Origin of the sequence: Mycobacterium sp. UM_CSW (genome assembly GCF_000455205.1) — a bacterium.
Lineage (GTDB): Bacteria > Actinomycetota > Actinomycetes > Mycobacteriales > Mycobacteriaceae > Mycobacterium.
The window spans coordinates 15,583-30,212 of sequence record NZ_AUWQ01000025.1 but is presented as its reverse complement, the minus strand read 5'-3'; the positions used below and the strand labels follow the sequence as shown (position 1 = coordinate 30,212).

At 68.5% G+C, this 14,630-nt stretch carries 13 protein-coding genes; 8 read left to right on the top strand and 5 right to left on the bottom strand.

Annotated elements, in window-relative coordinates:
- Positions 1 to 7: 7 nt before the first annotated feature.
- Positions 8 to 760 carry a hemolysin III family protein gene (locus N415_RS10645; RefSeq protein ID WP_068180726.1) on the bottom strand — a complete coding sequence of 251 codons (753 nt, stop codon included), beginning with the start codon at positions 758 to 760 and terminating at the stop codon, positions 8 to 10.
- A 136-nt stretch (positions 761 to 896) separates the two neighbouring features.
- Between N415_RS10645 and N415_RS10640 the strand changes: the two genes are divergently transcribed.
- The 3 genes from N415_RS10640 to N415_RS10630 all read left to right on the top strand — a co-directional run bounded on the left by N415_RS10640 (position 897) and on the right by N415_RS10630 (position 3,727).
- A complete protein-coding gene (locus tag N415_RS10640) occupies positions 897 to 1,685 on the top strand; it encodes a (2Z,6E)-farnesyl diphosphate synthase (RefSeq protein ID WP_068180722.1) in 789 nt (262 codons plus the stop codon).
- A 42-nt stretch (positions 1,686 to 1,727) separates the two neighbouring features.
- A complete protein-coding gene (locus N415_RS10635) occupies positions 1,728 to 3,107 on the top strand; it encodes a hypothetical protein (protein WP_068180720.1) in 1,380 nt (459 codons plus the stop codon).
- A gap of 203 nt (positions 3,108 to 3,310) precedes the next feature.
- Positions 3,311 to 3,727 (top strand): hypothetical protein, encoded by a 417-nt coding sequence (locus tag N415_RS10630; protein WP_068180717.1) that lies wholly within the window; start codon positions 3,311 to 3,313, stop codon positions 3,725 to 3,727.
- 21 nt (positions 3,728 to 3,748) lie between these two features.
- On the opposite strand, the gene coaA is transcribed toward N415_RS10630, so the two are convergent.
- Positions 3,749 to 4,687 (bottom strand): type I pantothenate kinase, encoded by a 939-nt coding sequence (coaA, locus tag N415_RS10625; RefSeq protein ID WP_068127646.1) that lies wholly within the window; start codon positions 4,685 to 4,687, stop codon positions 3,749 to 3,751.
- A gap of 116 nt (positions 4,688 to 4,803) precedes the next feature.
- On the opposite strand from coaA, the gene glyA reads away from it, so the two are divergent.
- From glyA to N415_RS10600, 5 genes are all read left to right on the top strand, one after another.
- Positions 4,804 to 6,084: a serine hydroxymethyltransferase gene (gene glyA / locus N415_RS10620; RefSeq protein WP_068180714.1), complete on the top strand. Its 1,281-nt coding sequence runs from the start codon at positions 4,804 to 4,806 to the stop codon at positions 6,082 to 6,084.
- Between the two features lie 85 nt (positions 6,085 to 6,169).
- Positions 6,170 to 6,997, top strand: a complete 828-nt coding sequence (locus N415_RS10615) for an acyl-ACP desaturase (RefSeq protein WP_068180711.1) — start codon at positions 6,170 to 6,172, stop codon at positions 6,995 to 6,997.
- Positions 6,998 to 7,258: 261 nt separating this feature from the next.
- On the top strand, positions 7,259 to 8,560 hold the full coding sequence (locus tag N415_RS10610) for a PhoH family protein (RefSeq protein ID WP_068101002.1): 1,302 nt from the start codon (positions 7,259 to 7,261) through the stop codon (positions 8,558 to 8,560).
- A gap of 133 nt (positions 8,561 to 8,693) precedes the next feature.
- The gene (locus N415_RS10605; RefSeq protein WP_068180709.1) at positions 8,694 to 9,569 is read left to right on the top strand and encodes a polysaccharide deacetylase family protein; all 876 of its coding nucleotides are present in this window, start codon (positions 8,694 to 8,696) and stop codon (positions 9,567 to 9,569) included.
- A 119-nt stretch (positions 9,570 to 9,688) separates the two neighbouring features.
- Positions 9,689 to 11,134: an adenylate/guanylate cyclase domain-containing protein gene (locus N415_RS10600; RefSeq protein WP_068180787.1), complete on the top strand. Its 1,446-nt coding sequence runs from the start codon at positions 9,689 to 9,691 to the stop codon at positions 11,132 to 11,134.
- Here N415_RS10600 and N415_RS10595 read toward each other — a convergent pair.
- Genes N415_RS10595 through glpX form a run of 3 tightly spaced genes read right to left on the bottom strand, consistent with a single transcriptional unit; the run spans position 11,124 to position 14,617 of the window.
- Positions 11,124 to 12,113 (bottom strand): hypothetical protein, encoded by a 990-nt coding sequence (locus N415_RS10595; protein WP_068180707.1) that lies wholly within the window; start codon positions 12,111 to 12,113, stop codon positions 11,124 to 11,126. The genes N415_RS10600 and N415_RS10595 overlap by 11 nt on opposite strands.
- Positions 12,114 to 12,130: 17 nt before the next feature.
- Positions 12,131 to 13,546 carry a class II fumarate hydratase gene (locus N415_RS10590; RefSeq protein WP_068180704.1) on the bottom strand — a complete coding sequence of 472 codons (1,416 nt, stop codon included), beginning with the start codon at positions 13,544 to 13,546 and terminating at the stop codon, positions 12,131 to 12,133.
- Positions 13,547 to 13,582: 36 nt separating this feature from the next.
- A complete protein-coding gene (gene glpX, locus N415_RS10585) occupies positions 13,583 to 14,617 on the bottom strand; it encodes a class II fructose-bisphosphatase (RefSeq protein ID WP_193376427.1) in 1,035 nt (344 codons plus the stop codon).
- Positions 14,618 to 14,630 lie beyond the last annotated feature (13 nt).

Genomic DNA, 14,630 nt, shown 5'->3' with positions numbered 1-14,630 from the left:
GGGACCGTCAGGCCGGGTTGCCGACGTAGAAGACGGCGAACCACATCGCGATGTAGTGCAGGATCGCCGCGATCGCCGTGAAGGCGTGGAAGAACTCGTGATAGCCGAACGTCTTTGGCCACGGGTCCGGCCAGCGCAGCCCGTAGAGCAGGCCACCGATGCTGTAGAACGCGCCGCCGACCGCGAGCAGCACCATCGCGGCGACCCCGGCGACGTGGATGATGGTCGGCGCGTACCAGACCGCGACCCAACCGAGCAGCAGGTACAGCGGGACGCCCACCCAGCGCGGCGCCGTCGGCCAGCACACCTTCAGCACGACTCCGGCCAGCGCGCCGCCCCATACGATCCACAACACGGTTCGCCCGTCCTCGGGCGGCATCGCCAGCATCGCGAACGGCGTGTAGCTGCCGGCGATGAACAGGAAGATCATCGAATGGTCGAGCCGCTTCATCAGGTTGCGGCTCTTGTCGGATTTCCAGTTGACGCGGTGGTAGGTGGCGCTGACCGCGAACATCGCCACGGTGGCCAGGGCGTAGGCGAACGTCGTCAGCCCCGCGCGGGTGGATGCCACCGCCCACGACACCGAGACCAGACATGCGCCGCAGACGATCGCCAGCCACGCCGAATAGAAGTGGATCCAGCCACGCATGCGGGGCTTGGAAATGGCTTCGGCGGCGCCGTCGACGAGCTGTTCGACGGGATTGCCCGGCGCGATCGCCTCGGGCTCCGGGTTGGTGGGCGTGCTGGTCTTGCTGCTCATGTCTCCCTATTGCCTCGCCGTGCGGCCATTAGACCCAACAGTAACCGCGAATGATCACGACACGCTGCTGGACGTGCGGTGGGCTTGCGCAAATCCACCACGGAATTTGTGGTCGCTCACAGTAGGGTAGAGCTTCGTGGAGATCATCCCGCCGCGGCTCAAGGAGCCGTTGTACCGCGTCTACGAGCTGCGGCTGAGGCAGGGTCTGGCGGCCTCCAAGTCCGAACTTCCCCGGCACATCGCGGTGCTGTGCGACGGGAACCGGCGCTGGGCGCGCAACGCGGGTTACGACGACGTCAGCTACGGCTACCGGATGGGCGCCGCCAAGATCGCCGAGATGCTGCGCTGGTGCCAAGAGGCCGGCATCGAGATGACGACGGTGTACCTGCTCTCCACCGAAAACCTGCAACGCGATCCCGACGAGCTGGCCGGCCTGATCGAGATCATCACCGACGTGGTCGAGGAGATCTGCGCCCCGGCCAATCGCTGGAGCGTGCGCACGGTCGGCGACCTCGGGCTGATCGGCGAGGACCAGGCCCGCCGGCTGCGCGACGCGGTGGAGTCGACGCCGGCCGTCGCGCCGTTCCACGTCAACGTCGCCGTCGGCTACGGCGGCCGCCGGGAGATCGTCGACGCGGTGCGCGCGCTGCTGAACAAGGAACTCGCCAACGGTGCCAGCGCGGAGGAGCTGATCGACGCGGTGACCACGGAAGGCATCTCCGAAAACCTTTACACCTCTGGGCAACCCGACCCCGACCTGGTGATCCGCACCTCGGGGGAACAGCGGCTGTCGGGGTTTTTGCTGTGGCAGAGCGCCTATTCGGAGATGTGGTTCACCGAGGCGCACTGGCCCGCCTTCCGCCGCGTTGATTTCCTGCGCGCGCTGCGGGACTACAGCCAGCGGCATCGGAGGTACGGGAAGTAGCAGCGGGTCGGCGCTCATCAGACCCCGTGCCAAACTGGATACATGGCTGCGCTGTCGGCGGTGGTGTTCACGCTGAGCGGGTGGCTGGGGTTGTATCTGCTGGCCCGCGACCCGCGTAAGCCGGTGCTCGCGCTCGCGGCGATCGGACTGTGTGGCTTCGCGCTGGTGGTGGCGCTCGACGCGATCCGCACGGCGAGCTTCCCGCATCTCGCGCTGCTCAGCCGGTTCGAGATCTATCTGGCCGCCGTGCCCAGCGTGGCGTGGTTCGCGGTGCTCGTCGAGTTGTCCCGGCCAGGCGACCGCTGGCGCGCGCGCACCGGTGAGTTGCTGCTCGTTGGCGGTGTCGGCGCGCTCATCCTGCTGGGCGCGGCGCTGGCCGGCAGCGTCGAAGGACCGCTGCGGCCGGGTCACCTGCTGATGATGGCGGTCATCTCCACGTCCACGTTGGGGGCGATGGTCGTCGCGGTGCGGCGGCCCGCGCAGCCGACGTCGGTCGTCGGCGTCGTGGTGGTCGCGACGCTGTTCTTCGCGCTGGCCAACGCCATCCTGATCATCCCGTTGGGCATCGTGCCGAGCTGGCTGGCCCTGGCGTCGACGGGTTGCGACGTCCTGACGCTCGGCGTGGCGGTGGCGCTGTGGGACGCCTTCGACGAGGGTCAGGCACTGCGCGCCGACATGCTGCGCTCGTTCGCCGGTTCGATGGTCGTGGCGGTGCTGTTCGGCGGCCAGGCGCTGATCGGCCTCGCCGTGACCCGACGCGAGCCCACGGCGCAGACCGTGCTCACGGTGCTGCTGTTCAGCACGCTCGCGATCGCGATCGCGGTGCAGGTGCTGGCCGATCCGCTGGCCGGGGTGCTGGACCGGCTGGCGTTCTCCAGGTCGCCGACGCTGCGCGCCGACCGGGCCGCGTTGCGGCACACCGGCGCGGCACTGCCGCTGCGCTCGGCCGATCCCCGCAAGGATCTCCGGCGCATCGACGACGACACCTTCGCCCGGCTCACCCGCCGCGCGCTGGGTCACTATGCCGACTTGACCAAGCTCGTCGCCAGCCCGCTGACCGCGTTGCCCGTGATCGACGAGCGGCTGGCCGCGCGCGGCGCTCCCGATCACCCGGTGGAGCGCGCCAACGAGCTGAAGGCCGTTCTCGCCGACGGCATCGCCCGGCTCAAGCCCCGCGACGCGGGCGATTTCGGAACCACCGAGGAGTGGCGGTACTACAACTCGCTGTACTTCCCGTACGTCGTCGGGGTGCGCGCGTACGCGCAGAACGCCACCGCGGCCGGCCTGGATCCCATCGCCCGGCAGGCCTGGCAGTGGCTGGTGACCGAGGTGCCGCAGCGTTCGTTGCACAACTGGCAAAACGCCGCCGCCCGGCTCATCGCCGCCGACCTGCGCGCGCGGGTGCCCGTCGCCAGCGACTAGCGCGGCCACCGACCCCAACCAAGCCACCGGCCCCACATTTTGAGACACCTGTTGAATTTGTTTGCGCGGTGGGGAATAGCCCGTCGAAATCCCTGGTCATTCTCGGCATGGCAGCAACTGGCAGCGCCATGGATCGATGTGGCAGTGCTTGAGCGGCACGCTCAAACCAGTTCGACCCCCTCGCCATCGCTAGGAGTAATCGCATGACCGCCGTTTCTGGGATTCCAACCCGCCCCCTGTACGACTCGACCGACTCGCTGCTGCGTTTTGCCATGCGCGCCGACGCCACGTTGACGGGCCTGTGCGGCTTGGCCGTCGCCTTCTTCGCCGACCCGATCTCGTCGATGACGGGACTCACGTCGGGCCAGGAATACGCGATGGGCGCGTTCTTCGTGCTCGCCGGCCTCGTTGTGTTCAGCCTCGCGGCGGCGCCGAACCTGCGCCGCGTCGGGATCGGCATCATCGTGGCCAACGTCGTGTTCACGCTCGCCGCGATCGTGGCCGCCGGAGCCGTGCCCGTGTTGACCGCAACCGGAGTGGCCGCCACGCTGGCCACCGCCGTCTACACCGCGGCGTTCGCCGGTCTGCAGTACCTAGGAGTGCGTCGCCTCGCGAGCTAGCCCTCCCCGCCGGCCTCCGCGCTACAGCTTGCGCAGCCGCAGCCGATTGATGGAATGGTCGGCGTCCTTGCGCAACACCAGGGTGGCGCGGGGCCGGGTCGGCAGGATGTTCTCGACCAGGTTGGGCCGGTTGATCGACCGCCAGATCTCGCGCGCGGCGGCGACCGCCTTGGTGTCATTGAGCGCCGAATAGTGGTGAAAGTGCGACTCGGGATCGGCGAACGCGGTGCCGCGCAGCGACAGGAACCGCGACACGTACCACTGCTCGATGTCTTCGATTCGGGCGTCCACATACAGCGAGAAGTCGAACAGGTCCGACACCATCAGGGTGGGGCCGGTCTGCAGGACGTTGAGGCCCTCCAGGATCAAGATGTCGGGGTGGCGGACCACGTGCTTGGCGCCCGGGATGATGTCGTACTTCAGGTGCGAATACACCGGCGCACACGCGTGGTCGGAACCGGATTTGACCGACGTCACGAACCGCATCAACGCCCTGCGGTTGTAGCTTTCCGGAAAACCCTTGCGATGCATCAGGTTTCGCCGGTCCAGCTCGGCGTTCGGGTACAGGAAGCCGTCGGTGGTCACCAGGTCCACCCGGGGATGGTGATCCCAGCGGGCCAGCAGCGCCTGCAGCACGCGGGCCGTCGTCGACTTGCCGACGGCCACGCTTCCGGCCACGCCGATGATGAACGGCACCGGCCGGTCCGGGTTCTGCTGGGGTTCCCCGAGGAATTCCGCGGTGGCGGCGAACAGCCGCTGGCGCGCGGCGACCTGAAGGTGGATCAATCGGGCCAGCGGCAGGTAGACCTCTTCGACCTCCAGCAAGTCGATCTGCTCGCCGAGACCGCGCAGCCCCACCAGTTCCTCTTCGGTGAGGGCCAGCGGCGTGGACATGCGAAGCGCACGCCATTGTTTTCGGTCGAACTCCACATAAGGGCTCGGCTCGCTAGGCCGCGGCATAGTGCACAAGTGTGGCAGGGGCGGACGCGCGCCCGACGGCTGGGCTGGCGAAAAGCGCGCTGGATAGACTGGCGCCCGTGACTGCCGCACCCGACGCCCGTACCTCCTCCACCGTGATGTCGGCCCCGCTCGCCGAGGTCGATCCCGACATCGCCGAGTTGCTGGACAAGGAGCTGCACCGGCAACGCGACACGCTGGAAATGATCGCCTCCGAGAACTTCGTGCCCCGGTCGGTGCTGCAGGCCCAGGGGAGCGTGCTGACCAACAAGTACGCCGAGGGATTGCCCGGCCGGCGCTACTACGGGGGATGCGAGCACGTCGACGTCGTGGAGAACATCGCCCGCGACCGGGCCAAGGCGTTGTTCGGCGCCGAGTTCGCCAACGTCCAGCCGCATTCCGGCGCGCAGGCCAACGCCGCCGTGCTGCACGCCCTCATGTCTCCGGGGGAGCACCTGCTCGGCCTGGACCTGGCCAACGGCGGCCACCTCACCCACGGGATGAAGCTGAACTTCTCCGGAAGGCTGTACGAGGCCGGCTTCTACGGCGTGGACCCCAAGACCCACCTGGTCGACATGGACGTCGTGCGGGCCCGGGCGCTCGAGTTCCGGCCCAAGGTGATCATCGCCGGCTGGTCGGCCTACCCGCGCATCCTCGACTTCGCGGCATTCCGCTCGATCGCCGACGAGGTCGACGCCAAGCTGTGGGTGGACATGGCGCACTTCGCCGGGCTGGTCGCGGTGGGCCTGCACCCGACGCCGGTGCCGCACGCGGACGTGGTGTCCACGACGGTGCACAAGACCCTCGGCGGCGCACGTTCCGGCATGATCCTGGGCAAGCAGGAATACGCCAAGGCCATCAACTCGGCGGTGTTCCCCGGCCAGCAGGGCGGGCCGCTGATGCACGTCATCGCGGGCAAGGCGGTCGCGCTCAAGATCGCCACCACTCCCGAGTTCGCCGACCGCCAGCAGCGCACGCTGTCCGGGGCGCGCATCGTCGCCGACCGGTTGCTGGCGGCCGACGTGGCCAAGGCCGGCGTGTCAGTGGTCAGCGGCGGCACCGACGTGCACCTGGTGCTGGTCGACCTGCGTGACTCGCCGCTGGACGGCAAGGCCGCCGAGGACCTGCTGCACGAGATCGGCATCACCGTCAACCGCAACGCGGTCCCCAACGACCCCCGGCCGCCGATGGTGACGTCGGGGCTGCGGGTGGGCACGCCCGCGCTGGCCACCCGCGGTTTCGGGGACGCCGAATTCACCGAGGTCGCCGACATCATCGCCACGGCGCTGGCAGCCGGTACGTCCGCCGACGTCTCGGCGCTGCGGGAGCGGGTGACGCGGCTGGCCAGGGACTTCCCGCTCTACGAGGGCCTGGAGGACTGGACGCTCGTCGACCGCTGAGCGCTTAAGGGACCAAAGTCACCATTCGGTGGCAACACGCCCCAACAATTTCATCGAACCTGTACCTACGAGTTACAGTAACCGCATGGCACAGAAACCTGTTCCTAACACACTGACCCTCGAACTCGAGCCCGTGGTCGAGCGGCTCATGGACCACCACCTCAACACCGAGGACCTGTGGTTCGCCCACGACTACGTGCCCTTCGACCAGGGCGAGAACTTCGCCTTCCTGGGCGGACGCGACTGGGACCCGTCGCAGACCACGCTGCCCAGGGACATCACCGACGCCTGCGAGATCCTGCTGCTGCTCAAGGACAACCTCGCCGGGCACCACCGCGAGCTCGTTGAGCACTTCATCCTCGAGGAGTGGTGGGGCCGCTGGTTGGGCCGGTGGACGGCCGAGGAGCACCTGCACGCCATCGCGCTGCGCGAGTACCTGGTGGTGACGCGGGAAGTCGACCCGACCGCCAACGAGGAGGCCCGGGTCGAGTACGTGATGAAGGGCTACCGCGCTGACACCTACTCCCAGGTCGAAACGTTGGTCTACATGGCGCTCACCGAGCGCACGCAGGCGGTGTTCTGCCGCAACCTGGCGGCCCGCATCGAGGAGCCCGTCCTCGCCGGCCTCATCGACCGCATCGCCCGCGACGAGACGCGGCACGAGGGGATCTTCGCCAACCTCGTCGCGCACTGCCTTGAGTTCACGCGCGACGAGACCATCGCCGCCATCGCCGCGCGGGCAGCGGACCTGCAGACGGTGGGGGCCGACATCGACGCCTACGCGGACAAGGTGCAGGCCGTCGCCGACGCCGGCATTTTCACTCCGCAGGATTTGCGGCAGGCGATCTCCGACCGCATCACCGAATGGGGTGTGGCGGGCGAGCCCGCGCTGGCGCAATTCGTCATTAGTTAAACCGATCTTCACCGGAACCGGCCGCCGTCAGCGGCCGGTTTTTGGTGTCGCCGTGTCGGTCTCGGCGCGCCTGCGCGGCGCCGAAGCGGCCACGAGAGTAGCGTCGTTCCCGATGGCCAGCGACAAGATCTGCTGCCAGGGCGGCACCTTCCGTCACTACCTCGGTAGTTCTAGGCAGGACCGGCCCCGGTCCTGGTGCTGCGGCTCCCGCCGACATGCCTGTGCGGGTCCGCGCGGGCTTACCCGCTCGAGGAGCGCTTCGTGACCGATCTCCGGACCTATGTGCTCGACACCTCCGTGCTGCTGTCCGATCCGTGGGCGTGCAGTCGGTTCGCCGAACACGAGGTGGTGGTTCCGCTGGTGGTGATCAGCGAGCTGGAGGCCAAACGCCACCACCACGAACTGGGGTGGTTCGCCCGTCAGGCACTGCGCCTGTTCGATGATCTTCGGCTCGAGCACGGACGGCTGGATCAGCCGATTCCCGTTGGGACACAAGGCGGAACACTTCACGTCGAACTGAATCACACCGACCCCACGGTGTTACCCGCGGGCTTTCGGACCGACAGCAACGACTCCCGGATCTTGAGCTGCGCCGCCAACCTCGCCGCCGAAGGCAAGCGAGTTACCTTGGTCAGCAAGGACATTCCGCTGCGCGTGAAGGCCGCGGCGGTGGGCCTGTCCGCTGACGAATACCACGCGCAGGACGTCGTGGCGTCCGGTTGGTCGGGCATGTACGAGATTGAGACCGCCACCGAGGATATCGACGCGCTGTTCGCCGACGGCGAGATCGACTTGGTCGAGGCGCGAGACCTGCCGTGCCACACCGGAATTCGGCTGCTGGGCGGAAGCTCGCATGCGCTGGGGCGGGTCACCGCGGCGAAACGCGTGCAACTGGTTCGCGGGGACCGCGAGGTGTTCGGGCTGCGCGGCCGTTCCGCCGAACAGCGCGTGGCGCTGGACCTGTTGCTGGACGAGTCGGTGGGCATCGTGTCGCTGGGCGGCAAGGCCGGGACCGGCAAGTCGGCGCTGGCGCTGTGTGCGGGCCTCGAGGCGGTGCTCGAACGGCGCACCCACCGCAAGGTGGTGGTCTTCCGTCCGCTCTACGCGGTCGGGGGCCAGGAACTGGGCTATCTGCCCGGCAGCGAGAGCGAAAAGATGGGCCCGTGGGCGCAGGCCGTGTTCGACACGCTCGAGGGACTGGCCAGCCCGGCGGTGCTCGAGGAGGTGCTGTCCCGGGGCATGCTCGAGGTGCTGCCGCTGACTCACATCCGGGGCCGCTCGCTGCACGACTCGTTCGTCATCGTCGACGAGGCGCAGTCGCTGGAGCGCAACGTGCTGCTGACCGTGCTCTCGCGGTTGGGCACCGGGTCGCGGGTGGTGCTGACCCACGACATCGCCCAGCGCGACAACCTGCGCGTCGGCCGCCACGACGGGGTCGCGGCGGTGATCGAGAAGCTCAAGGGCCACCCCCTGTTCGCCCACATCACGCTGCTGCGCAGCGAGCGCTCGCCGATCGCCGCGCTGGTCACCGAGATGCTCGAGGAGATCGCCGGGCCGCAGTGAGTGTGAACCCGTGGCTTTCACTGTCACTTCAGGGCGGGAAATCCGCGTAAATGTCGCCCTGATGCAACACTGAAAACCCTGGTTACACGGTCAACGCGGCTGCTGCACACCCAACCCCCGGTAGGCTTTCTACGTGCCGAAACGACCCGACAGCCAGGCCTGGCGCTATTGGCGGACCGTGTTGGGCGTCGTGGCGGCCGCCGCGGTGCTGGTGATCGGCGCGCTCACCGGTCACGTGACGCGGGCCGACAACCTCAGCTGCTCGGTCGTCAAGTGCGTCGCGTTCACCTTTGATGACGGGCCGGGGCCATACACCGACCGGCTGCTGCAGGTCCTGAAGGACGCCGACGCCAAGGCCACCTTCTTCCTGATCGGCAACAAGGTCGCCGCCAACCCGGCGGGAGCCAAACGCGTCGCCGACGCCGGCATGGAGTTCGGCAACCACACCTGGGAACACCCCAACATGACCACCATCCCGCCGGAAGACATCGCGGGCCAGTTTTCCCGCAGCAACGACGCGATCACCGCCGCGACGGGCCGGGCCCCGTCGCTGTGGCGTCCCGCGGGCGGGCTGTCCAACGACGTCGTGCGTCAAACCGCGGGGAAGTTCGGGCTGGCCGAAATCCTTTGGGACGTCATCCCTTTCGACTGGATCAACGACTCCAACACGGCCGCGACGCGGTACATGCTGATGACGTACATCAAGCCAGGCTCGGTGGTGCTGTTCCATGACACCTACTCGAGCACCGTCGACCTGGTGTACCAGTTCATCCCGGTGCTCAAGGCCAACGGCTACCGCTTGGTGACGGTCAGCGAATTGCTGGGGCCGCGGGCGCCCGGCAGCACCTACGGCGGCCGCGAAAACGGGCCACCGGCCAACCAATTGCACGACATTCCGCCGAGCGAGATCCCGGCGCTGCCCAACACGTCGTCACCCAAGCCGATGCCCAACTTCCCGATCACCGACATTCCGGGCCAGAATTCGGGCGGCCCGACCAACGGCGCCTAGGAAGCTTCGGGCGCACCCGCGGCTACCTTTATAGGGTGATCAAGCCGAGCTGGCTTCGGGCTCCAGCGGCTGGGCAGCGAAAATCCGCTCGCAGGCTGACGATTGAGTATGTGAGCGCCCTGGCGCTCGCCTACTTCATCGCCGTCCTCGACACGGCCGCTATCCTGATCCCGCTGAGGGGTCGCACATCCGTCGCGGCCAACGTCGACTTCGCGGAGAAGAACACCGCGGTGGTGATGGTCCTCGTCGCGCTGGGCATCGTTGGCGTGACGGTGGGTGGCGCGCTGAACCTGGCTCCCTCGCTGCGCTGGTATGTCGTCGGGGACGCGCCAAGCCAGGAGCAACGCGCAGCCGCGATGAAAATGCCCGGCCGCCAGTCGGTGATCCTGCTGTTGGCCTGGGGCGTGGCCGGGCTGTTCTTCGCGCTGCGCAATCTCGCCGGCGGGCCCCAGATTCTCCTGCCTATAGTGCTCGGAACGCTCGTGGGCGGAGCGGCCGCCGCCGGCACGGGGATGCTGCTCGGGCAACGCACGCTGCGCCCGATCATGGGTGCCGCCACTCTGGGGTCCGAGCCCCGGATGACGGTACCCGGCGTCTTCGCCCGGCTGGTCCTGCTGTGGTTCATGTGCAGCGCGCTTCCCATCGGGGTGATCGCGACACTGGTGGTGCTTCGCTCGTATGGCTGGCTGATCGCGAAGTCGGCCGCGTTGGACGTGCCCATCCTGGTGGTGGCGCTGGCCGCGCTGGTCCTCGGGCTGCCGACGATGATCCTGACGTCGCGATCCATTTCCGATCCGCTCAGCGAGGTCGTCGACGCGATGGCCGAGGTCGAACACGGTCACATCGAAACCCAAGTGGGCGCCTACGAGCGTTCCCAAATCGGGCGTCTGCAAACGGGATTCAACCGAATGGTGACTGGCCTGGCCGAGCGGGACAGGGTGCGCGACCTGTTCGGGCGCCACGTCGGATCGGACGTCGCGCAGCGCGCCATTCAAGAGGGCGCGTCGCTGTCCGGCGACGTGGTCGAGGCGGCGGTGCTCTTCATCGACCTGGTCGGGTCGACGCAACTCGCGGAAAGCCGCCCCCCGCAAGAGGTCGCCGAGGTGCTCAACGACTTCTTTCGGATCGTGGTCCACGCCGTCGACGAACACAACGGGCTGATCAACAAGTTCGCCGGCGACGCCGCATTGGCCGTCTTCGGCGCCCCGCTGCGGACCGTGCAACCGGCGTCGGCGGCGCTGGCGACGGCGCGCGCGTTGGCCATCCAGCTGCGCCGGCTGCCCGTCGATTTCGGCATCGGCATCTCGGCCGGCCGGGTGTTCGCCGGCAACGTCGGCGCCGAAAACCGTTACGAATATACGGTTATCGGCGATGCGGTCAACGAGGCCGCGCGCCTGGCCGACCTCGCCAAAACCGCCGACCGGCGAATCCTGTGTTCGGCGGCGGCCATCGAGCGGGCCGATGACGCCGAGTGCGCGCACTGGGCCGAGTGCTATTCCACCGTGCTACGCGGGCGCTCGGAGGCCACCCACGTGTCCGCGCCGGCGGGCCCCGCTACTTCTTGACCTTTAGCGCCCCGATGACCCCGTTCATCACGCCCGCCGAACCCGCATCGCCGATCGGCGTCGCACCCATGAAGACGGTCACCGGCTTGGTGTCCACCGCGATGATGACCACCGAGTCGCCCTTGACGTTGCGCGCGGGGTCGGCGATCGTGATGTCCGCGTCGACGCGGGCGGCCTTGACGCCGTCGACCGTGATCGACGACTTCTTCAGCGGCCCGAGCGTCGGCGTCGCGTTCGCGTACCCCGGCCCGTTGGCCACACAATCCATCAACTTCGCCGCCTGCGCCGCGACGTCCATGCTGCTGACGAAGTTGGTGACGGCGACCTCGGCCTGCATCATCCACTGATTGGCGCCGGGCACCTCCTGCCCGACGCCGACGGCGCCGATCAGGTTCGGGCTCTGGTCGTCCGAGAACCCCATCCAGCCCGGCGCCGCGCTGGCCGGGAACGACAGCTTGCCCGCGCTGATCGTGTCGCCCGAGGGCTTGTCGCCGCCGGACACGTTGGGCGTGCAGCCGGTCGCCGTCTGCTGTGCGCTGTTGGGCGACGACGGCGCGCTCGTCGAGGAGGGGACGGACGGGTTGGTCGAGGGGCCTGCCTTGTTCGGCTTGCTTCCGCTGTTGAGCCCGATCGCCAAGAGCACCACGATGATGATCACGCCCAGCACGGCGACACCGGCGAGGATCAGCCACGGCGCCTTGGAGCGTGGCCCGGGCGGCGGCCCGGGTGGGTACTGCCCGCCGGGCCAGCCGGGCGGGACCTGCTGGCCGGGTGGGGGGAACTGCTGGGGCGGGTAGGGGCCCGGCGCGTACGGGCCACCCGGCGGCGGGTACGCGTACCCGCCGCCCGGTGGCGGCCCGCCCGGTGGTGGGCCGGCCGGTGGCGGGCCGCCCTGCGGCGGGCCGCCCCAATATGGGCCCTGCCCATAGGGATTCGCGCCGTAGGGATCCTGGCCGTAGGGACCGGGGGGAGTCGTCATCGCCGAACCGCTCTCATCTAGTCCTCCGGCTTCACCTTGGCCATCGCCAACACGTCGAGGCGGCGGTCCAGCTCTTCCAGCGACAGCTTGTCACCGATCAGCCCACGATCGATGACGGTCTGTCGGATGGTCTTGCGCTCCTTGAGCGCCTGTTTGGCCACCGCGGCGGCCTCCTCATAGCCGATGGCCGAGTTCAGCGGCGTCACGATCGACGGCGACGATTCGGCCAGCTCGCGCAGGTGATCGACGTTCGCCTTGAGCCCGACGATGCAGCGCTCCGCGAACAGCCGCGAAACGTTGGTCAGCAGCTTGAAGGACTCCAGGATGTTGCGGGCCATCATCGGGATGTAGACGTTGAGCTCGAAGGCGCCGGACAACCCGCCGACGGCGACCGCCGCGTCGTTGCCGATCACCTGCGCGGCGACCTGCGTAACTGCCTCCGGCAGAACGGGATTCACCTTGCCCGGCATGATTGAACTGCCCGGCTGCAGGTCCGGCAGCTGGATCTCGGCCAGGCCGGTCAGCGGGCCCGATCCCATCCAGCGGACGTCGTTGGCGATCTTCGTCAACGACACCGCGACGGTGCGCAGCGCGCCCGAGGCCTCGACCAGCCCGTCGCGAGCGGCCTGGGCCTCGAAAGAGTTGACTGCCGGGCGCAATTCGCTCAGGCCGGTGGACGCGACCAGCGTCTCGACCACCTTGACGCCGAACCCGTCGGGTGCGTTCAGGCCCGTGCCGACAGCGGTGCCCCCGATCGCGAGCTCACCCAGCCGCGGCAGCGTGGCCCGGACCCGTTCGATCCCGGCCTCGATCTGGCGGGCGTAGCCGCTGAACTCCTGGCCCAGCGTCACCGGGACGGCGTCCATCAGGTGGGTGCGCCCGGACTTGACCACCGTCTGCCACTCGCGCGCCTTGCTCGCCAGCGCGTCGTGCAGCACCTCGAGCGCGGGGATCAGGTGACGCACTGCGGCCTCGGTGGCCGCGATGTGGGTGGCGGTCGGGAAGGTGTCGTTTGACGACTGCGACATGTTGACGTCGTCGTTGGGGTGCACCGTCACCCCGTTGGCGGCGGCGATGCTGGCGATCACCTCGTTGGTGTTCATGTTCGAGCTTGTGCCCGAACCGGTTTGGAAGACGTCGATGGGGAACTGATCGTCGTGGCGGCCGTCGGCGATCTCGGCCGCCGCGGCGATGATCGCGTCGGCCTTCTCCGGCGCCAGCAGCCCGAGGTCCTTGTTCACCTGCGCGCAGGCGCCTTTCAGCAGACCCAGCGCCCGGATCTGGGTGCGCTCCAGACCGCGGCCCGAAATCGGGAAGTTCTCGACCGCGCGCTGAGTTTGCGCGCGCCACAGGGCTTTTGCCGGCACCCGAACCTCGCCCATGGTGTCGTGCTCGATGCGGTACTCGGCGCCGTCGGCGTCCTCACTGGCCATAGATCGGTCTTCCTCTTTCGTTTCGCGTCGGGTCGGTCAGGGCAGGGGATAGGCGGCAGAGCTGTCGCCGGTGAAGTCGATCGAGGAGTACTCGTTGAGCTTGGACAGCCGGTGGTAGGCCTCGATCAGGCGCACGGTGCCCGACTTCGAGCGCATCACGATCGACTGGGTGGTGCAGCCGCCGGGGTAGTACCGCACGCCCTTGAGCAGGTCGCCCTCGGTGACCCCCGTCGCGCAGAAGAACACGTTCTCGCCGGACACCAGGTCCTCCGTGGTCAATATCTGGTCCAGGTCGTAGCCCGCGTCCAGCGCCTTGCGGCGCTCGGCGTCGTCCTTGGGCGCCAGTTGCGCCTGGATCGCCCCGCCCATGCAGCGGATCGCCGCCGCGGCGATGATGCCCTCTGGGGTGCCGCCGATGCCGGCCAGCATGTCGGTGCCCGACTCCGGCCGGCACGCGGAGATGGCGCCGGCGACGTCGCCGTCGGTGATCAGCCGGATCCGGGCCCCGGTGGCCCGGACGTCTTCGATGAGTTGCGCGTGCCGCGGCCGGTCCAGGATGCACACCGTCATGTCGCGCACCGACAGGGCCTTGACCTTGGCGACGGCCTTGATGTTGTCGGCGATCGGCGCGGTGATGTCGAGCACGTTGGCGGCCTCGGGCCCGACGGCGATCTTGTTCATGTAGAACACCGCCGACGGGTCGAACATCGCGCCCCGGTCGGCCACCGCCAGCACCGAGATGGCGTTGGGCATGCCCTTGCTCATCAACGTGGTGCCGTCCACCGGGTCGACGGCGAAGTCGCACTCCGGGCCGTCCCCGTTGCCGACCTCCTCGCCGTTGTAGAGCATCGGCGCCTGATCCTTCTCGCCCTCGCCGATCACCACCACGCCGCGCATCGACACGGTGTTGACCAGCTCGCGGATGGCGTCGACGGCCGCGCCGTCGCCGCCCTCCTTGTCGCCGCGGCCCACCCACCGGCCGGCCGCCATGGCACCCGCCTCGGTTACCCGGACCAGCTCCATCGCCAGGTTGCGGTCGGGGGCTTCGCGGCGTTGAGGGCGATCGCTCATGGTTGCCGATTGT